This window comes from Lunatibacter salilacus, from assembly GCF_009797935.1.
GTDB classification, from domain to species: domain Bacteria; phylum Bacteroidota; class Bacteroidia; order Cytophagales; family Cyclobacteriaceae; genus Lunatibacter; species Lunatibacter salilacus.
Genome location: NZ_VOLC01000002.1, coordinates 211481 through 233161 on the forward strand (window position 1 = coordinate 211481; position 21681 = coordinate 233161).

Consider the following 21681-nt stretch of genomic DNA (forward strand, 5'->3'; position numbering starts at 1 on the left):
ATCAAAACCCCTCAACTGCCATTAATCATTTTGGATCAGAGGCAGTCGAGGGGATATTAATCAGACACTGTTGGCATTTATTCCACCACTTCCAAAGGAGGAATATTATTAGCAGAGCCGGTGTATCCTTTGTTCTGATTGATCCTTCCCAGAGTGTTGGAATTGACCATATCATCATCTATGGGCCATTGATAATGGTGAGGCATGATCCTTGGTCTTTGGCCTAGAAGGATGATTTCATCCGATCTGTCATAGAAATTGTTCAGGTTTCTAACCCTGTCATAAAAAAAGTTTTTTTCATGAAGGGTTTCCAGACTATATCCTCCTTCGTTCCTTGCGGCCATAATGTAGGATACCCTGTTCAGTTCATTCTGGCGAGGCTCCTCTGCAAACAACTCCCTTGCCCTTTCGTCGAAAATAAAGTCAATGGTGACATCCCCTGGGCTTATGGTAGGCGCATTGGCCCTTTCCCTTACGGTATTAAGATCCATAGCAGCACTGGCCAGGTCATTTTTCCAAAAATGGGCTTCTGCCCGGATAAGATACGTTTCGGCAAGTCTGTAAATATACCAGTCACCATTGCTACCCATTGGAATGCTGGTTTGATCCGGAGCATTTGGAGAATAGGTTTTATAAAACGGCATAGGAAATAACCTGGCCCAGAATTCGGAAGGAATGTCTGTGTTCGCCGGATCAATAGGTTCCCTATATTGGGAGGAGGCTGGGTTGTTATAATACACTTCCTCTCTGTCAATCCAGTTGATGTCGGCCCTTCTCAAATCAGGTGTATTCGTATAATCAAAATTTCCCGTTTCCCAAATGGTATAACTGTGCCAATCGCTTAAAGCCACATCAGGGTTTCCACGTCCCAAGGAATCGTACATGGGACCTCTGTCTATTGTACCGCGGATACCGTCTTTGTCTTTAAACATGGCTTGGTAAAAGGCACTATGATAAACTCTCATAGTAAATAAACCTGGGGTCCTTGCCGTTGGTGGGGCTTCCCATCTGTCTACAAAGGCCAAGATGGTCTCCCTGTTCTGACCGCTGTTTTTGTTGGCATGGCGGTGAAGATCCCAGATCACATTTTTGGCCGGGTCACCTGCTTCTACCCCAAACCTGTCAGTCATCAGGGCATAAGGACCGTCAATCACCCTCGTAGCCGCTTCAATGGCTTTGTCAAATTCCATATTGGCCAGGTAGATTTTGGACAATAGGTGATCTCCCGCACCTTTAGTGGGAATTCCAGGTGACGCAGATACGGGCATATGTTGTACCGCAAACTCCATATCCGACTGAATTTGGTCCAAAATGGCCCACCTGCTATGACTTTGAAAATCCAGTCGTACGCCACGCACCTCTTCCTTTAAAAATGGCAAATCCCCATAATTCCCGATCAGTCTATAGTACCAATATGACCGGTGCCAATACGCCTCAGCCAATATTACATTGCGGTCATCCTGACTGTTCCACTCCAGGTCATCTATTCTGGTGATGACCACATTGGCATTTTTCACCATTTCAAAGATGTCATTGATTTGGACGACAAATTGTTGGTATCGATCCGAGTTGGGGGTCAGGGTTGTAAAATCCATTTGAAGCCACGGTACACCTGCTTCTGAGGCTGCCCACTGATGGGCCATGAAGTTCTTCTGTGCCGTTTGTTCGCGGGTAAGATCTTTCCTCATGGTCACCAAAACCGCCTCATAACCTGCCCGGTCCACAAATACATTTTCGGTGGTAAAGAAGGACAATGGTTTTGGCTCCAAGAAATCCTCATTACAGGCTGCCATCACCAAAAACAGCAGGGGTAAAACAAATGCTAATTTTATATATCGTTTCATCTTTTAGGCAAATTTTATAGTGATAAACTGAAACCTACAGTTACAATTCTTGGCATAGGCGTAAGTCCGGATTCAGGATCCCAACCTGGCCAACTGGAAAAGGTGTACAAGTTTCTGACTGATCCGAAGATCCTTACATTTTGCATATTGTATCTTTGGGCGATGGCGCTTGGCACATTATAAGACAGGGAAAGATCCTGGATCCTTACAAAAGAAGAAGATTTATAAGGCATGACGCCACCACCAAAAGGAGAATCATTTACACTTAATCTAGGGTAATCATTGGTCCTGTTGTCAGGTGTCCAGTAGGGATAATTGGCTGTATTTATTCTATCAAAGGTAGACCAGCCGGCTACAGATGGAGGAAAGGACCTCAAGTGGCCAAGGTCAGCCCGGATAAAGATAGAAGCCGTAAAGTTCCTTAAAAAAGTGATGTCATTTCGGAATCCTATCCGGTGCCTCGGCTGGCTAAATCCAATGAATTTTTTATCTTGTAAGGCTTCATATACTCCGTTGCCATCCACATCGGCCGCTTTGATGTCGCCAGGGTCAAGATTATATTCAGCCGCTTCCTGGGCCTCTTCCACTTGCCAGGTACCCAGAATATCATAATCCCACACCACATCTATGGGCTGACCGATAAACCATTCATTTTCAAAATCAGGGATTTCTCCGGAGAGAGTCTGGCCCTGAAGGGTATATTCACCGGTATCACCAAATAAGGATATGATTTCATTCCGGTTCATGGAATAATTGATATTGGTTCTCCAACTAAAATTAGTATTGTTAACAGCAACCGCTCCTAATGTAGCCTCAAAACCTCTGTTGGCCAATTCTCCGATATTGGAAGTCACATTCTCAAATCCCGTGACCCTGGGCAGGGATCGGTCCACCAAAAGGTTCACCGTACTCATGTCATAATAATCCAAAGTCAGGTTGATACGGTTGGCCAATATCCCGATATCAAAACCGAGGTTATAGGATTCTGTTTCCTCCCAGGAAAGTCCTGGATTGGAAAGTGTGGATGTGAATATCCCCATTTGAACCTGAGAACCGTTGAAATATTGGTTGCTTCCCATTTGAGCGTATGAGGAGTAAGGACCGATATCCCTGTTTCCGTTAACTCCCCACGACATTCTCATTTTAAGCTGATCAATCACACTTGAATTGTAAAACCCTTCATCGGAAATCTGCCAGGCAAAAGCCAGGGCAGGAAATATGGCTCTGGGATTTTCTCTTCCAAATGCACTGAAACCATCCCTTCGAACAGATCCTGTAAACAGATATTTGTCCATCAGGGTGTAGTTTAATCTTCCCATTAAACCATCTCCGGAGTAGGTAATATCGTCTGTGCTAATCGTCGGATCCCCTCCAAATTGCATCCCGTGGTAGCCCAAAACCGAGCTGGGAAGAAAAGTTTGGTTTGCCATGCTGGAACTATAGATCCTGTTTTTTTCCAGGTTGTACAAAAAGGTGACATCAAACCTATGGATTCCGAATTCTTTGTTCCATTTTAACAGGTTATCCACCATCCATTCATACGTGTTGGATTCAAACCTGGTGGCCCTCCCTCCTGCATACGTTTGCCCACCGGTAATGGTCTCCGGTGACCAATAGTTATAATCCCGAACACTTTCAATACGCGGTTGGTAAGATGACCGGAAAGTGATGTCAAATGGCAGTTTGAACTCCGCAAATAACGTATTGAAAAAGTTGTTTCTTTTATGAAACCGGTCCTGTCCCAAGTAATTGATCAATGGATTTTGTCCCCCGATATACCCATGAGGGAACCATTTTATGGAACCATCCTCTTCGTACTTTTGGGCATAAGGACTTGTCGAATACATCCCTCCCAAATTGGCCTGAACCACACTTTCATCCCTGGAAGAGAACTGTGAATTAATACCCACTTTCAAATAATCAGTCACCTCGAAATCCAAATTGACTCTGGAACGGATGGTAGAGAATTTGTCTCCGACAATGATCCCCTCGTTGTCAAGGTAACCCACTGACCAATAATATTTCATCTTTTCTGTACCTCCGCCAATGCTCAGGTCATATTCCTGTCTAATCCCTGGTTTCATGACCTCATCCCTCCAATTGACGGTCTCACCGGCCAGATAGGCGTTAACTTCATCAGGAAAAAAGTTTAACCTAGATAGCCATTCTTGGCTATCATCAGGATTGGGATTGTTAGTAGAGGCCCTCCACTGTTCCAGGGTAATTCCTTCAGGCAATTCCTCGGGATTAAACCAGTGATAATCCGGCTGGGACTGACCCAAAGTTCTAAAAAAATCCCTTCTAAAGTCTAGGTAGCCTTGTGGACCACGTACAGCATAGTTATCATTTGTGGGACCTGCTACGCCTAATTTGGTGGTGAAATTAATGGAAGGTTTCCCTGTCTTACCCCTTGTAGTGGTCACCAGTATAACACCAGATGCAGCCCGCGCTCCGAATACGGCAGCAGAACTGGCATCTTTGAGTATATCCACGGATTCAATATCATTGGGATTGATATCCCGAAGGCTTCCGTTGAAAATCACGCCATCAAGGACCACCAGTGGTTCGGTACCTGCGCTTAATGAAGTGGGTCCCCTTACCTCCAGAGAACTTCCACCTGCGGCTGAGGTCCCTTGATTGGCATTGAATCCCGCAACAGTTCCCGCAAGCATGTCGGTAAGCTGTACATTGCTTTGGTTTTTAAATGATTGAGGGTCCACTCTAACCACTGATCCGGTAAGGTCGCTTTTCTTCACTGTTCCATATCCGACTACCACTACTTCTTCCAACTGCGCCTGATCTGCAACAAGCTCCACATTGAGAGTCGTTTGGTTTCCTACCGTTACGGATTGCGTCAAATAACCAACAAAGGAAAACACCAATTCGGAATCTGCGCTTGGGACCCTGATCGAGTAGGAACCGTCGATGTCTGTAACCGTTCCGATAGAAGTACCCTTTATTAAAATATTTACCCCTGGCATGCTCTCTCTGGAAGAAATATCAAATACCTGTCCGCTTATTTGCGTCCCTTGCTGGGCAGCGGCAAAATTACCCGGAAGCCAAGAGAGGACCATTGCCAAAAAGGTAAGAATCACAGCGTTTGGAGGGCTTACCTGTTGTCTCCAATTCCAGAATCCTACCAACCTTTCCATAAGGTTGTTCTGTAATTTGTAATTTTGTTTCATGATGAAGAAAGTTAGAAGATTAATTGATTAAAAGTCATTTCGGGCTTGACGTTGTAATTTACGTGTACGTTACCATAAAAATAAAATTATATTCCACAAGATCAAAATGTTTTACATCAATAATTGATAAAAATCATTAATATTAACTTGTATTCCACCCTGATTAATATTGTTTGCCAACATAAGCATATTAATTTGTTTAATAATTAACCGATATTTGATGTTTCATATAGAAAAAAAAACCATGCTTGATTATTATTCTGTAATCTCCAAGATTGTGTTCATCGCTTTGTTGACCTGTGCTTGTAACGAAAAACAACCTGTTGATTTACAGGAAGGATTATTGGGTCATTGGGAATTGAAAGATAATGCTGACGATGTTTCCGGCAAGGACCAGCACGCCATTGTTCGGGGTGATATCAATTTTAATGTTCCTGGTCCGAGGGGAAGAAATGATGCAGCTGAATTTTCTGGAAAAGGGGCATGGTTGGAGGTCCCAATAGACCAATCTCCCGAATTGGGAAGGGGGGATTTTTCCGTTTCACTTTGGGTAAAGCTCCAAGATGACGGAACTGGGATTCCAGGAGACCTACTGAGTCAATACGATTCACTAAACCAGAATGGGTTTCACCTGAGTATTAAGACAAATGCAGTCACCACAAGTCTTGCAAACTATAATCAGGTCCACTTTGGCGTCAATGCTAATAAAACATCAGATTGGAAGGATTATGGAAGTCCCGACAGTACACTCGGTGCCTTTTCCATGACTAGCTTTGAGGGGTCGCTTTATGCAGGTCTATCACACCCGGATAAAGATAAATCCGGAAATGTTTTTCGACTGGATAGCTTGGGCCGTTGGGTTGATTGCGGTTCGCCGGATGGCTCAAACAGTGTTATGGCATTAGCTGTTTTCAACAATGAATTATATGCTGGTACCGGTAAATACAGGTTTGGAGGCTCTGCTCTTCCAGAATCGGAAAACTTGACAAAAGGAGGCAGGATTCTGAGGTATGGAAAAAACAAGAAATGGATTGATAATGGTGAATTACCCAATACAGAAGCAATCGGAGGTCTAATTACTTATAAAAACACCCTATATGCCAGCTCTCTTTATCACCCGGCTGGATTTTTTAGGCTTGGGCAGGAAAACAAATGGGTGGATTGTGGCACCCCAGATGGGAAAAGAGTTGTTGCACTGGGAGTTTACGATGGGTATATTTATGCTACAAGTTATGATGGCGGAAACGTATACCGATATGATGGTCAATCCTGGACAGATTGCGGGCACCTTGGTGAAAATACCCAAACTTATTCATTTGCGGTTTATTATGGGCAATTGTATGTTGGGACTTGGCCCAGCGGTCGGGTTTATCGATTTGATGGCATCGATAATTGGAAGGATGTGGGCAGGCTTGGTTCGGAACTTGAAGTCATGGGAATGTTGGTTCACAACGGAAGGTTATTAGCAGGGACTTTACCACTTGCCGAAGTCTATGCCTATAAAGGAGATACCATATGGGAAAAATTAACACGATTGGACCATACGCCTGATGTTACCTATAGAAGGGCGTGGACAATGGCTGAAAATAATGGCAAATTGTATTGCAGTACCCTCCCTTCTGGGAAAATTTATGGATTTGAACTTGGACGTAATGTATTAAGCCCAACACCTTTAAAAAACGGTTGGCAACACATTACCGCTGTAAAATCAGAAAACCAATTGGCTCTATATATAAATGGTGAAAAAGTTGCCCAATCTGATTCGTTTGAGGGCGGGGCTTTTGATTTGAATGCCCGGGTTCCGTTAAGAATCGGATTTGGAGCCAATTCTCATTTTAAGGGAAAGATGTCAGATTTAAGACTTTATCAACGGAGTCTGGATCAAAAGGAAATCAAATTGCTCTCTAATTTGACCGATTATTAACTCATCGTCCTCGAAAAAAACAAGCAAATGCTGCTGATGAGCATCATTTGCTGAAAACAGTAATTGTCAACTTAGACAAAACGTTTAAATCAACCAAATTCTTGTACAACAATATGACGGGACCGATAGGTATATTTGATTCAGGGTATGGGGGACTTACCGTTTTTAAGGAAATACAAAAAAAACTCCCCAACTACGACTTTATCTATTTGGGAGACAATGCGCGGGTTCCCTATGGCATCCGGTCCTTTCAGGCCGTATATGAGTTTACTAGGGAATGTGTTTTAAAGCTTTTTGAATTGGGATGCAACCTGGTAATTATCGCCTGTAACACCGCATCTGCAAAAGCTTTGAAAAATATTCAGGAATTCGACTTGCCTGAAGGGAAAAGAGTTCTTGGTGTGATACGTCCCACCACGGAATCCATAGACCGGTACACCCGCACGAAAAAGGTAGGCATTCTTGCAACCGAAGGCACAGTTCTGTCGGAATCGTATAAAATTGAAATCGGAAAATTTTTCCCTAACATTGAAGTTTTTCAGCACGCTTGTCCGCTGTGGGTTCCTTTGGTAGAAAATAATGAAATTGACAGCAAAGGCACCCACTTTATTGTAGAACGGGATATTCGGGAATTACTGGCTTTATCCCCCGAAATAGATACAATTGTACTTGCCTGTACACATTTTCCCATTTTGCTTTCTGTCATTCAAGCATATGTTCCGAATAACGTGACGGTCTTGTCTCAGGGGGAGTTGGTATCCGAAAAACTCGTTGATTACCTGCATCGGCATCCCGAAATAGATGATGTCTGTGGGAAAAACGCAAAGCTCTCATTTTTTACCACGGACGAGGTATTTGATTTTGAAAATAAAACCGAGATATTTTACGGTAAAAAAATAAAGGCCCAATACATACATCTATAGTAAAAAGCCAATGTTGGAATTGCAAATCAGGGTCAAAAAATACATTCCAACACAAAAAAAAGGGGTAGTCAATCTGCTACCCCTTTTGTGTATTAATTTCCTTCAGCATTTTTGATATCCTGAACTTCCTTTCTGATATCTTGGGCTAGATTTTTCAAATCCTGCATACCTTTTCTTATACGTGTTCCGGCAGCTTGATTTCCTTTTTCGTAGAATTTTTCAAAATCCCCCTCTAAGGAAGTTACTAAATCATTGATTTCACTAAATCTGTTCATAATAAAAATAATTAAAGTTGATGATAAGATTGATTTTGATAGATATAGATTATTGAATTGAATTTATCAAATTTAAGGCCAAAGTCCCGCTATTCCCCAAAAGCGGTGGCTAAATCGGTGTTTTTGTAGAATCCGCTCACCAGTTTATCCTTGATAGCCTCAAAGGCCGATATTGTTTCTTTCACATCTTCCAAGGTATGTGATACGGTAGGAATCAACCTTAATATGATCATTCCCTTAGGGACCACTGGATAAATAACGACAGAACAGAAAATACCATATGTTTCTCTCAAGTCTTTGCTCATCGTAGCTGCTTCCCCGACGGTGCCATTAAGTACCACCGGAGTTACCGGGGAGGTGGTAGTACCTATATTAAAGCCTTTTTCCCGCAGTCCATTCTGAAGCGCATTCACTATATGCCAAAGATTTTGCTTTAGTTCCGGCATTGTTCGGAGCATATCCAGACGTTTTAGTCCACCTTCCACATAGATCATGGGTAGTGATTTGGCAAAAATCTGTGAACGCATATTATACTTCAAATACAGAATTACATTTTCATCACCAGCAATGAATGCGCCTATACCCGCCATTGACTTGGCAAATGTGGAGAAATACAGATCCACTTCTTGCTGGACATCCTGTTCCTCCGCACTCCCAGCTCCTGTCCTACCCATTGTTCCAAAACCATGGGCATCATCTACCAGAATCCGAAAGGAATATTTTTCCTTCAACTTTACTATGCCTTTGAGGTTGCCCATATTGCCGGTCATTCCAAACACACCTTCAGTAATGACCAATATTCCGCCGCCGCTTTCCCCGGTTAGCCTTTCCGCACGTTGAAGCTGCTTTTCGAGGCTCTCCATATCGTTATGATGGTAGACAAACCGTTTGCCCAAGTGCATCCTCAACGCATCAATGATACATGCATGACATTCCGCGTCATAGACGACCACATCCTTGCGGTCCACCAGAGAATCGATCACGCTCATGATACCCTGATAGCCGTAATTCAGCAGATATGATTTTTCCTTGCCGACGAACTCCGCCAATTCACTCTCAAGCTGCTCATGTAAATCTGTCTGACCGGACATAATACGGGCACCCATGGGATACGCCGCCCCCCATCTGGCTGCGGCTTCGGCATCCGCTTTTCGGACCTCCGGATGATTGGCCAGGCCAAGGTAATTGTTTAAACTCCAGGTTAGAACTTCCTTTCCCATAAATTTCATTCTGGGAGCAATATCTCCCTCCAACTTGGGGAATGCGAAATAACCTTCAGATATTCCAGAATGCTTACCTAGAGGACCTAAGTTAGCTTGTAATTTTTCAAATATGTCCAATGCTACTAAACGTTTTTGTATAACAAAACATCCATTCAATTCTGATGGAAATTTAACCCTCAAAACTAATACAAATAACCTTTGCACGCAAAAAATCGGCTACATTTCACGTATTCTTTCATTTGTTCAGCAAATTTCCCTTACTTCGTAAGGAGGTATTTCTATTCTGTATTTTAATTCGGGAACAGTATTCAACGAAAATCGCATTCATGCAAATTCAAAAACTTTTAATAGCCAATAGAGGAGAAATTAGCCAGCGAATTATCCGATCAGCGCGTGAAATGGGTATCCGTACAGTGGCCATCTACAGTGAGGCGGATAGAAAAGCACCCTTTGTCCGCTTGGCCGATGAAGCCATCTGCATAGGACCTCCGCCATCAAACCAATCCTACCTTCAAATGGACCGGATCATTCAAGTAGCCTTGGATCTTCAGGTAGACGCCATTCATCCGGGATACGGCTTTCTGTCGGAAAATGCGTCTTTTGCACAAAAAGTAGCAGATGCGGGAATCATTTTCGTTGGCCCATCGCCAAAAGCAATCGCCACCATGGGAGACAAGCTTAAAGCCAAACAAGCCGTATCCCGCTATGACATACCGCTGGTACCAGGCACCGAGGAATCCATCTCCGATATTAACAAAGCAAAGGAGATTGCATTGGAGATTGGCTATCCCATACTTATCAAAGCCAGTGCAGGTGGTGGTGGAAAAGGAATGCGTATAGTAGAAAATGGGGATGACTTTGAGGAGCAGATGAAGCGGGCGGTAAGTGAAGCCCAATCGGCTTTTGGAGACCCCTCCGTATTTATTGAAAAGTATATTTCCTCTCCCAAACACATCGAAATCCAAATTCTGGGTGATCAACACGGCCATATCGTTCATTTATTTGAAAGGGAATGCTCGATCCAGCGTCGACATCAGAAGGTGGTGGAGGAAGCTCCCTCTGGTACCCTGACTCAGGAAGTCCGCCAAAAAATGGGGGAAGCCGCGATAAAGGTGGCTAAAGCCTGCGATTACTACGGGGCTGGAACGGTAGAATTCATTGTAGATGAAGCCATGAATTTTTATTTTCTTGAAATGAATACCCGTCTGCAGGTAGAGCATCCAGTCACCGAACTGATCACCGGAAAAGATCTTGTGAGAGAGCAACTGCTTATTGCGGAAGGCAAACCCTTATCTTTCACCCAGGCTGACCTTCGGATTCAGGGGCATGCCATCGAAATACGGGTATACGCAGAGGATCCGGAAAACAATTTTCTTCCTGATACCGGTATCTTGAAAAGATATCGCCCGCCCATGGGACCTGGCATACGGGTGGATGACGGTTTTGAGGAAGGAATGGAAATTCCGGTATTTTATGACCCGATGATTTCCAAGCTCATAGTCCATGATGAATCTAGGGAGAAAGCCATTCGTCGAATGATCCGGGCCATAGGAGAGTACCAAATCACGGGAGTCAAAAATACCCTGTCTTTCTGTAAATTTGTGATGGGGCACCCAGAATTTAGATCCGCCGCCTTTACTACCAAATTTGTGGACAACTATTTTTTACATGAAAATTTGGAACCAGACTTCACTCCTGTTGAGAAAAAGGCAATGGCAGCCTTCGTTGGGACCTGGATAGCGGATAATCAGCAAAACGGTCCCGCTCCCGGATCCAATACAGAAGAAAGAAACCGCTCCCCTTGGAAAAACAGGATAACTCATGGCTGAAAACCCCATTTACCAAGCAGATAAACCCCATAAAAAAATAATCTTGGGCTCTCAATCCCCACGGAGGAGCGAACTGCTTAAAGTACTTGACATTCCCTTTTCGATACGCACCCAAGAGGTAGCGGAAGATTTCCCTTCAGATCTGCCTCATAGTTCCGTGGCTGGATACCTGGCAAAGAAGAAGGGGCTGGCCTTCCTCCCAACCTTGGCACCGGACGAACTAGTGATAACTGCGGATACGGTAGTCGTGGCCGATAACCATCTTTTGAACAAGCCAGCTACAGCAGAAGAAGCTTACTCCATGCTATCTCTTTTATCGGGAAAAAAACATAAGGTAATTACTGCGGTATATATGATGGATCAGCACAAACAAGTGCTTATTGAAGATGCCGCATGGGTGTATTTCAACGCCTTATCTCCTTCCGAGATAGCATATTATATAGAAACCTACCACCCTTTTGACAAGGCGGGCGGTTACGGTATTCAGGAATGGATCGGATATGTGGCCATAGAAAAAATCGAAGGTTCTTTTTATACGGTTATGGGGTTGCCTATTCACAGGGTGTATAAGGAGCTATCTCAGTGGTAGGATGGTTTTTTCCTTTTTTTTTTAAAATCCGTTCATTCCATCTTACCAAAGCTATAGAGTTTGTTTTTTTTTTCTTATTAGATTTGGTTTACCTTAAATATTTGATTAATTTTTGTGGCAAATTCATTAAACTGGATTAAAATTAATCAGCACAAAGGCAGGTAATTGATCATCGGTTTTTGATACTTTAAAAGCTGCAATTATGAATAAAAAAATTGAAATCGAAACCCTATTAACCCGGTTTTCAGGAACGAATCTGGCCGGTTTGAATTTTTTGATAGAACTGGCTCTGGATTTAAGCTGGTACTGGGATCATTCAGCCGATGAAATTTGGGAAAAACTGGACCGGCGTCTTTGGGAGGAAACCCATAATCCATGGGTCGTTTTGAAAACCGTGTCTTTTAATACTCTTAAGCTGTTTCTGGCGGACCAGGCAATCCTGGATAAGATTGATGATTTAAAATCCAAGCAACAGACTTCAGGAAATTATTGGTTTCAGCAAAACCATGCAGATAGCCCATTGCAAAACGTGGCGTATTTCAGCATGGAATTTATGTTAAGTGAAGCACTTCCGATTTATTCCGGCGGCTTGGGTAATGTTGCAGGGGATCAGCTCAAAGCGGCCAATGATCTTGGTATTCCGGTAGTTGCTATAGGGTTGTTGTATCAACGGGGATATTTTCGTCAAATCATTGACCGGGAAGGGGCACAGCGGGAAGTTTACATTCATAATGACCCGGGACAACTTCCCATTCTTCCCCTTCGAAAACCAAACGGAGAATGGTTGCGCCTAAAGGTGGAATTTCCAGGCCACACGGTTTGGTTACGAACCTGGGAGGTTCAGGTTGGTCAGGTCAGACTTTTTCTTTTGGACAGCAATGATGTGGCTAATTATCCAGCGCACAGGGGGATAACCAGTGAGTTGTACGGGGGGGGCAATGAACTGCGCCTTCAGCAGGAAATAGTTCTGGGAATAGGAGGATGGCGGTTATTAAAAGAATTGAATATTGAACCTGAAGTTTGTCATCTGAACGAAGGCCATTCCGCTTTCGTGCTGTTGGCACGTGCCCGCCATGTAATGCGGCAAACCGGCTTGGCGTTTGAAGCGGCCTTGGCTGTTAGCAGAGCCGGCAACCTTTTTACCACGCATACTGGAGTACCGGCGGGATTCGACCGTTTTTCTCCCCACCTGATCGAACATTATTTAGGTGCTTATGCCGAACGGGAGCTGGGCATTTCCTTATACGAACTTCTCGCTCTCGGAAGATTAAATCCGCAGGACTCATCGGAACCTTTTAACATGGCTTACCTGGCAATTAACGGCTCTGGGGCGGTAAACGGAGTCAGTAAATTGCATGGCCAAGTGAGCCGTGAGTTGTTTCAGCCGCTTTTCCCCCGCTGGCCAAATGAAGCAGTACCCGTGAGACATGTGACTAACGGAGTGCACATGCGAAGTTGGGATTCTGAAGCCGCAGATGAATTGTGGACTCAAGCTTGTGGAAAATCCCGCTGGATGGGTACGACAGAAATGTTGGATGAGCATATACAGTGTGTTTCCGATGAGCAGCTATGGGAGATGCGGACCGCATCCCGAAAGGTTTTTGTTGAATTTATCAGAAAGCGATTACCCGTAACATTAGCTGCTACAGGCACTTCAGCTGAGGAAGTAGCTTATGCAAACCACCTTTTTGATCCACATACCCTGACCTTGGGATTTGCCCGACGTTTTGCTTCCTATAAAAGGCCAACTTTGTTACTCTACAACCAGGAACGGCTACTTCGGATATTAAAGAATCCCTTAAAACCCGTACAAATTGTGATAGCGGGAAAAGCCCACCCCGGGGATTCCGAAGGCCATGCAATGATTAAGGAATGGGTATTGTTTAGCAGAAGGCATGATATTAGGTCTCAGGTGATTTTTATACCTGATTATGACATGTACTTGGCAGGTCAGATGGTGCAGGGAGTGGATGTCTGGTTAAACACTCCCCGACGGCCGTGGGAAGCATCCGGAACGAGTGGGATGAAGGTATTGGTCAATGGAGGTCTAAATCTCTCTGAACTGGATGGCTGGTGGGATGAGGCATACCAACCAGAAGTGGGATGGGCTTTGGGTGACGGTAAATCTCATGGCAACGACCCCAGCTGGGACAATATGGAAGCGGAACAATTATACGATTTACTGGAAAAGGAAATTATTCCGGAATTTTACAACAGGGATGAATCGGGAATCCCGCGTAAATGGACAGCCAAAATCAGGAAAAGCATGTCCTTGCTTACTCCCAGGTTTTCCACTAACAGAACGTTAATTGAATATGTTACACAATACTATCTTCCCGCAGCAGTAGCTTTCAAAAAACGCTTTGCTGCAAATGGTGAGATAGGATCAAGAATAGTTCACTGGAAACAGGTGCTCCGTGAAAATTGGCAAAACATAAAATTTGGGGACCTCTTAGTTGAACCGGTAGCGGATCACTATACTTTCAATATAAAGATTTATTTAAGCGCCATTAGGCCGGAACATGTTTCCGTAGAATTATATGCGAATGGTTTAGAAGGTTCTAAAGCAATTCAGGTTATGATGGACTGCACATCAGTCAACAACTCGGAAAATCAAGAATATAGCTATTATGGCGAGGTTGATTCATCGAGAAACCACACAGATTATACCATTCGGATCATACCAGCATTTGAAGGTGTATCAGTCCCTCTTGAGGAAAAATTGATTCTTTGGCAACATTAAACCTCAGAGTGCAGCTCCGAAGAACACGTTGAAGCGGGACAAAAGATTCCATACAGTAGGCTTTGGAAAGTTTTACTCTGGCTGTGTTGACTTTGAAGGTCTCTTAAAAGGCAGCTTTCACGGGTCTAAAGTTGAGATTTTATATGTTTTTCCGGAATACCGTGGAATTACTCTCTTCCCTCGCACGTAGGTAAACGTGATGATATTTAGATGGAGAAATAGTCTATAAACTATGACATCTATCATGCCCTGAGTCCATCATTTCCGCCAAACTTTTTCTAAATTGTACGAAACAATGCAGTAGATGATTCACCGGATAATCACTTTCAGTGTAAAAAATAAATTTATTGTTCTTTTAGCTGTATTGGGTTTGGTCATTTGGGGGCTTTTTTCTTTCCAGCGCCTATCCATCGGATCCGTTCCCGACATCACCAGCAATCAGGTGCAGATCATTACCGTTGCCCGAAACTTGGCCACGGAAGAAGTTGAACAATTTATCACCTTTCCCATAGAACTGTCCGTGGCCAATCTGCCCGGGGTAGAAGAAATCCGTTCGGTCTCCAAATACGGATTGTCCACAATCACGGTGGTGTTTGAGGAACGGATGGGTACCTATCTGCCCCGACAATTGATCGGTGAAAAGCTTGCACAGGCCAGCAAAGATATTCCGGCACATTTTGGCAGTCCCGAAATGGCACCCATTTCCACAGGCCTGGGTGAAATCTACCAATACACCCTGGAGACCCGACCGGGCTACGAAGACCGCTATTCGGTAATGGACCTGAGAGAGATACAGGACTGGTTGATAAAAAGGCAGTTGACAGGTATCAAAGGTGTGGTGGAAATCAATACCTGGGGAGGCTATCTAAAGCAATACGAAGTAGCCTTGCAACCAGAAAGGCTTCGGAGCATGGATATATCCCTTTTGGAAGTCTTAAAGGCCTTGGAGGACAATAATGAAAATGCCGGCGGTGCTTACCTGGAAAAAAACCAAACCAACTACTTTATCCGGGGAGAGGGAATGATCCAGTCGTTGGAGGATATCCGAAAAATTGTGGTAACCAACCGTGGCGGTGTGCCCCTCACTATTGCAGACCTGGCAGAAGTACGGTTTGGCTTTGCCACCCGGTTTGGTGCCATTACTGGAAATGGACAAGGAGAGAAAGTACTGGGGCAAGTCATGATGCTGAAAGGCGAAAACTCCTACGCCGTCATAAAAAACGTCCAAGAACGAATTTCTGAAATAGAAAAAACCCTTCCGGAAGGTGTGTACATCAATGGCTTTTTGGATCGGGCGGTTCTCATTGACAAAACCACCTCCACCGTTCAGGAAAATCTCATCTTAGGGGCCTTGCTGGTTATATTCATTCTGGTTATCCTGATGGGGAATTTTCGCAGCGGATTGTTAGTTGCTTCCGTCATTCCGCTTTCCCTGCTTTTTGGCATTTCTTTGATGAGTCTATTTCGAGTGGATGCCAATCTGCTGAGTATGGGCGCCATCGATTTCGGGATTCTGATTGACGGCGCAGTAGTGATAGTGGAGTATGTTCTATATCAAATGGGTAAAAAGTTTCCCGGACTGAAAGGAAATTTACAAAAAGAAGCGGTAGACAAGCTGGTTATCGATAGTTCCAATAGGATGATGAACGCAGCCATATTCGGTCAGATCATTATTCTAATTGTTTTTATCCCCATTCTAAGCTTTACCGGCGTGGAAGGAAAGATGTTTCGGCCAATGGCCCTGACCTTTATGTTCATATTGGGCGGTGCTATGATTCTCTGTCTGACTTACGTGCCAGTGATGGCGGCGTTATTTATTCGCCCTTCGGAAAATGAGCAAGCAACACTATCCGCCAAAATTATCCGCAAGGTACACGGTTGGTATGAACCGGTGTTAGTACTAGCGTTGAATCATTACAAACTGGTTTTGATCACCGCATTGATCGGTTTTGGTCTCAGTCTTTTTATTTTTTCCCGCCTGGGGGGCGAATTTTTGCCTACACTGGATGAGGGCGACTACGTAATACAGCCGGTATTAAAACCTGGCACCTCCTTGACACAAACCATTGAAATTACCACAAAAATCGAATCGATCCTGCTCAAGAAATTCCCCGATGAGGTGGAGCAGGTGGTCAGTAGAATAGGCGCTGCAGAGATACCTACAGACCCGATGTCCATGGAGATGTCGGATATCATTATCAAGCTAAAAGAACCCGGGGATTGGTCAAGGGCGAACTCCAAAGTAGAACTGGCCACATTGATGACTCAGGAACTATCGGTATTACCGGGGATTACCTATCAATTTACCCAACCCATAGAAATGCGGTTTAATGAACTGCTTACCGGTGTGCAATCCGACTTGGCCATCAAGATCTTTGGGGAAGATCTGGAAACTCTGTATCGGTATGGCTTGGAAGCAGCATCCATTATCAGGAACGTGGAAGGAATCGATAATATCAAAGTGGAACAATTGGTAGGCCTGCCCCAGATTTCCATTCAATACAACCGGGAAAAAATGGCCCTTTTTGGACTAAGCATTGCGGATGTTAATCAGGTGATCCGTACGGCCTTTGCAGGCAGTAGCGTGGGTACAATTTTTGAAAACGAGCGCAGGTTTGACTTGGCACTACGGTTGGACAGGGTAACAGTCAGTACTGAGGTAGTAAACGAACTGAGCCTTCCTCTGGAAAACGGAGAAAAAATCATGTTAAAACAAGTGGCAGATATCAGCTTTCAGTCAGGTCCGGCACAGATTTCAAGAGACGATACCAAAAGACGAATCGTTTTAAGCCTAAATGCAGGCGAAAGGGATGTGGAATCCATTGTTAAAGATGTAAGGGCATTGCTGGAATCACGGTTGGATTTACCAACGGGCTATTCTATTGCTTATGGGGGCCAGTTTGAAAATCTAAATCAGGCCCGGGACCGTCTCATCAAGGTAGTCCCTCTGGCCTTGTTGTTAATTGCCATTATGCTCTACTTTACATTCCATTCTATTTCAGAAACGATGATGGTTTTTCTAACCATTCCTTTGGCAGTTATCGGAGGAATTGTGGCCCTCTGGATTAGAGGCATGCCATTTAGTATTTCTGCAGGGATTGGGTTTATCGCATTGTTTGGAATTGCCGTTCTCAACGGCATTGTGCTGATCAGCTACCTCAATGACTTGGAAAATAGTGGGGAAAGCGATATCCGCAAACGAATCCTGATGGGGTGTAAAAACCGCCTGAGGCCGGTTCTTTTGACCGCCTCCACGGATATCCTGGGTTTTATCCCCATGGCCTTGTCCACATCAGCGGGCGCCGAAGTACAGCGGCCAATAGCCACGGTAGTAATCGGGGGGTTGATCACTGCGTTTTTTCTTACCTTGATCGTTTTACCGGTGGTATATTTTGTAGTCAAATCACGGAAATTTCATGGCTTTCGCTTTCGCAAAGCTGCCATTTTTCTGGTTTTGGTGACAGTAATATCTTTTACAAGTCAGGCCCAAGAAAATCCGACAAATCCGGAAGTGGTTGGGTCCTTGGCATTGCAAAACAATTTTGACCTTGCCGCGGCAAGAATGTCTGTAATAAACTCTTTACCCCGCCATGAAAATCCGTAACCTATTCCTCTCATTTTTAATTGTTAGCGGGCAACTGGCCTGCAATAGAGACGCACCCTTAGCCGTGGAACATGAAGATCATAGTGGATCATCAGAGCCCCGCACCACCGTTCAGCTAAGCAAAGAACAGGAAGTCATTACCGGTATTCGCAGGGGAATATTTATTAAACAACCTCTTACCGATTTGGTTAAAGCACCCGGATTTATCGATTCACCGCCCCAGCACAAGGCCAGCATTAATTCCTTTACCACCGTGTTCGTGGAAAAAATACACGTTATCGTAGGGGATCCGGTAGCGAAGGGGCAGGTAGTGATCACGGCTTCCAGCCCCGAATTTGTGTCCATGCAGCAGGAATATCTGGAAACACGAAGCAATCTTGCCTCTCTTGAAAGTGACTTTGAACGAAAAAAAACGCTACGCCAGGATAATATTTCTTCCCAAAAAGAATTTGAAGAAGCACAGGCGAAATATCAGGTCTCCCGCGCAAAGTTATCCGCCCTGCAGAACAATTTGGAATTGATGGGTACCAATATAGCTTCCCTCGAACAAGGCTCCATTCAGTCGAAAGTTCTTGTCAAAAGCCCTATTTCAGGTAAAATTTCTGCGTTGCAAACCAATGTGGGACAGCATAGTGCACCGCATGAGGTGATGATGGAAGTGATAAACAGTGATCACCTGCATGTGGAGATGAGGGTTTTGGAACAGGATATTCCAAAGGTAAAAGAAGGTCAGCCGATGATTTTTACCCTTCCGGATTATAAGGAGCAACTATTTCGGGGATATGTTTACCGAATAGGAAGCACCATTGATCCTAAAGCACGTTTTGTCCAGGTACACGGGCATATTGATGCCGAAGACGATTCCTTTCTTCCGGGGATGTATATTAACAGCTATATTGTGGTGAATCAGGATTCTGTGTGGTCGGTGCCCTCCGGATCCATAGTCCATGAAGGCAGCGACACCTTTCTATTCGTATTACAAGAAACCAACGAAGCGGGTAAGGTATATCAAAGAAAACAAGTCCGCACTGGAATCGAGGCCATGGGCTATACCGCAATTTTAAATGCTGACGAAGCATTATTCAGAGACAGTGTGGTTGTAGCAGGCACCTATTACTTATCCAATGCATTGAACGAGGCCGGAGGTCATGACAATTAATTCAATTTCTGAATTGCTTCATCCATAAACTAATTTTTTAGATATATTTACGGATTTAATTCATATTGGATTCTTTAAGGCCTGGTGAATAGAAATATCGGATCCCGGAGAACCAAACTGCAAGTCTTCATCCAAAAAGCTCTCAAAAAGGGACAAACTTTTTTATACCGAATGAACCAAACGCTAAGATTTAAAAAAATGGGGTATAATAGACCTTACGATAAAAAATACATATTAAACTCCCCTCCGTTTTTGACTTGAATTACGCCCCGGTATTCACAGGCATATTGCGCCTTTATTTCCTTATAGGTGGTTTCAGACAAATTGATTCTTCCGGGTATTGAAGATGATTCCATTCTGGAGGCTATATTTACCGTATTGCCCCAAATGTCAAACTGCCATTTTTTGATCCCGACAATACCGGCTACAACCGGACCTGTATGTATCCCAACCCGCATTTCAAAATGAGGCAAATCATTCTCCAAATTTTTAACCTCTTCCACAAAGTCAATCATTTCCTTGGCAGCCCTTACCATTTGGAGGGCATGGTCCTTACTGGGTATGGGAAGACCGCTTGCGCACATGTAAGAATCGCCCATGGTTTTAATCTTCTCCAATCCATATTTACTAATTATGTTATCAAAGCCTTTAAAATAAAAATCAATACTTCTGACCAACTTTTCAGGTTCCATCAGCTCTGACTGTTTGGAAAATTCCACAAAATCAGAAAATAAGACAGTTACGGTGTCGTATTTCACGGCATCCACCTTACCATTCAGCTTCAATTCCCTGGCCGTTTGAGCGGGCAAAATATTAAGCAGGAGGGTTTCCGATCGCCTTTCTTCCTTTTCTATTTTTTTGTAATACCTATATAATATAACAAGAATAATGGCTCCCAAAAACAAGATTATGATTAGGGAAATTACGACAATACGCTGGTTGCTCTTTTGCTGATTGAGTAGATCGACCTCTATCTGCTTTTGGGACACCTCAAAGTTTGTACGCAGATCAGCCATGCTTTGAACCGTCGCCACATTGGTGACACTGTCCCTGTATGCGATATGGCCTTTGTAGTACTTGAAAGACTCATCAATATTACCGGACAGTTCATGAATTTCAGAAAGTTTAAGATTGGCATCCCTGATCTGTTCTTTTAGTCCATGGATCCGCCCTAAGTCTAGGCTTCTTTGCGCATAATTCAAGGCGGTGGATTGATCCCCTTTTTCCATGTAAATATCAGCCATATAGGTAAGATATACACTAATAGGATAATAATCCTGCAATTCTTCCAGGATTCGAATAGCCTCATTAATGTTGGACTCCGCTAGATCCGAGTTTCCAATATTGGCATATACCATACCGATATTGCCCAGATTATATGCTTTGCCGATAGGATAATTTACCTTTTCGAAAATCAATCCAGATTCTTCAAAATATACGAGTGCGGAATCAAAGTTTTCCCGGTGGAGAAATTCATCACCTGCATTCATAAGAGCGGATGCTAAGGCGATGGAGTCCTTTGATGGTCTGAGTATTTCAATCGCTTTGTGATAGTAGGACATTGCATTGACGTGATTTCCGGAAATGGAATAGATGTCGGCAATTGCGCCAAGGGCAGCGCCCTCTCCTTCCGAAAAACTAGCTAACCTAGCGGCATCCGCACTTTTGAAAAAGGCTTCCATCGCCGCTTCAAGTTCGCCTAGAAGTCTTTTTTTATTCCCTTTTTGTAAATAACCCCCAGAAAGTAAAAAGAGATTATCATGTTCCTGAGAAAGCCTGATTAATTCATCCGCATATTCCACTGCTTTTTGAAGGTTTTTCACTTCGTTGAAAGCCAGATTTCTCAGCAGTACCAGCTGAAGTGTGTCGTCCAGGTTTTTTTGTTCATATACTATTGCGAGGCTGTCTGCGATTTTCTGGTCTTGGCCGAAGGTGCTTTCAACAAGCAAACAAAAAAAGCCCATTCCGCTTAGAAGGGCTTTGCATTTATGTAGCATTACGTGGGTTTACCGAAATTTTCGGGTCGAATTTGTAAACTGTATTGTGCCCTTTCTTTTTGTACCCAATTGTATAATTTTCAACGTGCTTAGTTGGTTCATAGGGTCCTACAGTACCACGCCAACTACTTGATTTATGTAATTTACTTGGGCCTTCACTGAAAACGTTAGGGTTTTTCGGGTCAGGAGAAATACTTTCAATGGATTCTACACCAGAACCTTTGTCAATCTTCCAAGTCACTTTATCGTCTGGGTTGACATCTAGCGTGTCGGGATTTAATATCAGCGTTGGGGGATCGGTAGATTCATCAATGCCCTTAATTTTAACTTGACGATGTGCCATGGTTATGAGTTTTAGTAGGATTGAAAAATAAGTTAATACAAGT

General features: G+C 43.7%; 13 protein-coding genes. 7 read left to right on the top strand and 6 right to left on the bottom strand.

Annotated features, from left to right (window positions below; translation table 11 throughout):
* Window positions 1-77: 77 nt before the first annotated feature.
* Together FQ608_RS03765 and FQ608_RS03770 are read right to left on the bottom strand one after the other, a co-directional pair.
* Window positions 78-1844, bottom strand: a complete 1767-nt coding sequence (locus FQ608_RS03765) for a RagB/SusD family nutrient uptake outer membrane protein (RefSeq protein WP_158856467.1) — start codon at window positions 1842-1844, stop codon at window positions 78-80.
* Between the two features lie 14 nt (window positions 1845-1858).
* Entirely contained in the window at window positions 1859-5029 is a 3171-nt protein-coding gene (locus FQ608_RS03770; RefSeq protein WP_234364053.1) for a SusC/RagA family TonB-linked outer membrane protein, read from the bottom strand.
* Between the two features lie 220 nt (window positions 5030-5249).
* Between FQ608_RS03770 and FQ608_RS03775 the strand changes: the two genes are divergently transcribed.
* Both FQ608_RS03775 and murI read left to right on the top strand, forming a co-directional pair.
* Window positions 5250-6953 carry a LamG domain-containing protein gene (locus tag FQ608_RS03775; protein WP_158856468.1) on the top strand — a complete coding sequence of 568 codons (1704 nt, stop codon included), beginning with the start codon at window positions 5250-5252 and terminating at the stop codon, window positions 6951-6953.
* A 113-nt stretch (window positions 6954-7066) separates the two neighbouring features.
* Window positions 7067-7876: a glutamate racemase gene (gene murI / locus FQ608_RS03780; RefSeq protein ID WP_158856469.1), complete on the top strand. Its 810-nt coding sequence runs from the start codon at window positions 7067-7069 to the stop codon at window positions 7874-7876.
* 92 nt (window positions 7877-7968) lie between these two features.
* Here the strand turns inward: murI and FQ608_RS03785 are convergent, their stop codons facing one another.
* Both FQ608_RS03785 and FQ608_RS03790 read right to left on the bottom strand, forming a co-directional pair.
* Window positions 7969-8151 (bottom strand): histone H1, encoded by a 183-nt coding sequence (locus tag FQ608_RS03785; RefSeq protein WP_158856470.1) that lies wholly within the window; start codon window positions 8149-8151, stop codon window positions 7969-7971.
* 89 nt (window positions 8152-8240) lie between these two features.
* Window positions 8241-9491 carry an aminotransferase class I/II-fold pyridoxal phosphate-dependent enzyme gene (locus FQ608_RS03790; RefSeq protein WP_158856471.1) on the bottom strand — a complete coding sequence of 417 codons (1251 nt, stop codon included), beginning with the start codon at window positions 9489-9491 and terminating at the stop codon, window positions 8241-8243.
* A 209-nt stretch (window positions 9492-9700) separates the two neighbouring features.
* Here FQ608_RS03790 and FQ608_RS03795 point away from each other — a divergent pair, with 209 nt between their 5' ends.
* The 5 genes from FQ608_RS03795 to FQ608_RS03815 all read left to right on the top strand — a co-directional run bounded on the left by FQ608_RS03795 (window position 9701) and on the right by FQ608_RS03815 (window position 19298).
* The gene (locus tag FQ608_RS03795) at window positions 9701-11203 is read left to right on the top strand and encodes an acetyl-CoA carboxylase biotin carboxylase subunit (RefSeq protein WP_158856472.1); all 1503 of its coding nucleotides are present in this window, start codon (window positions 9701-9703) and stop codon (window positions 11201-11203) included.
* On the top strand, window positions 11196-11792 hold the full coding sequence (locus tag FQ608_RS03800) for a Maf family nucleotide pyrophosphatase (RefSeq protein WP_158856473.1): 597 nt from the start codon (window positions 11196-11198) through the stop codon (window positions 11790-11792). Before FQ608_RS03795 ends, FQ608_RS03800 begins: the two co-directional genes overlap by 8 nt.
* Before the next feature lie 202 nt (window positions 11793-11994).
* Window positions 11995-14535 carry an alpha-glucan family phosphorylase gene (glgP, locus tag FQ608_RS03805; protein ID WP_158856474.1) on the top strand — a complete coding sequence of 847 codons (2541 nt, stop codon included), beginning with the start codon at window positions 11995-11997 and terminating at the stop codon, window positions 14533-14535.
* Window positions 14536-14839: 304 nt separating this feature from the next.
* A complete protein-coding gene (locus tag FQ608_RS03810) occupies window positions 14840-18139 on the top strand; it encodes an efflux RND transporter permease subunit (protein WP_158856475.1) in 3300 nt (1099 codons plus the stop codon).
* Window positions 18126-19298, top strand: coding sequence for an efflux RND transporter periplasmic adaptor subunit (locus FQ608_RS03815; protein WP_158856476.1), 1173 nt, complete (start codon window positions 18126-18128; stop codon window positions 19296-19298). The genes FQ608_RS03810 and FQ608_RS03815 overlap by 14 nt, the downstream gene beginning before the upstream one ends.
* A 215-nt stretch (window positions 19299-19513) precedes the next feature.
* On the opposite strand, the gene FQ608_RS03820 is transcribed toward FQ608_RS03815, so the two are convergent.
* Together FQ608_RS03820 and FQ608_RS03825 are read right to left on the bottom strand one after the other, a co-directional pair.
* The gene (locus tag FQ608_RS03820) at window positions 19514-21295 is read right to left on the bottom strand and encodes an adenylate/guanylate cyclase domain-containing protein (protein WP_158856477.1); all 1782 of its coding nucleotides are present in this window, start codon (window positions 21293-21295) and stop codon (window positions 19514-19516) included.
* On the bottom strand, window positions 21285-21638 hold the full coding sequence (locus tag FQ608_RS03825; RefSeq protein WP_158856478.1) for a hypothetical protein: 354 nt from the start codon (window positions 21636-21638) through the stop codon (window positions 21285-21287). Before FQ608_RS03825 ends, FQ608_RS03820 begins: the two co-directional genes overlap by 11 nt.
* Between the last annotated feature and the right edge of the window lie 43 nt (window positions 21639-21681).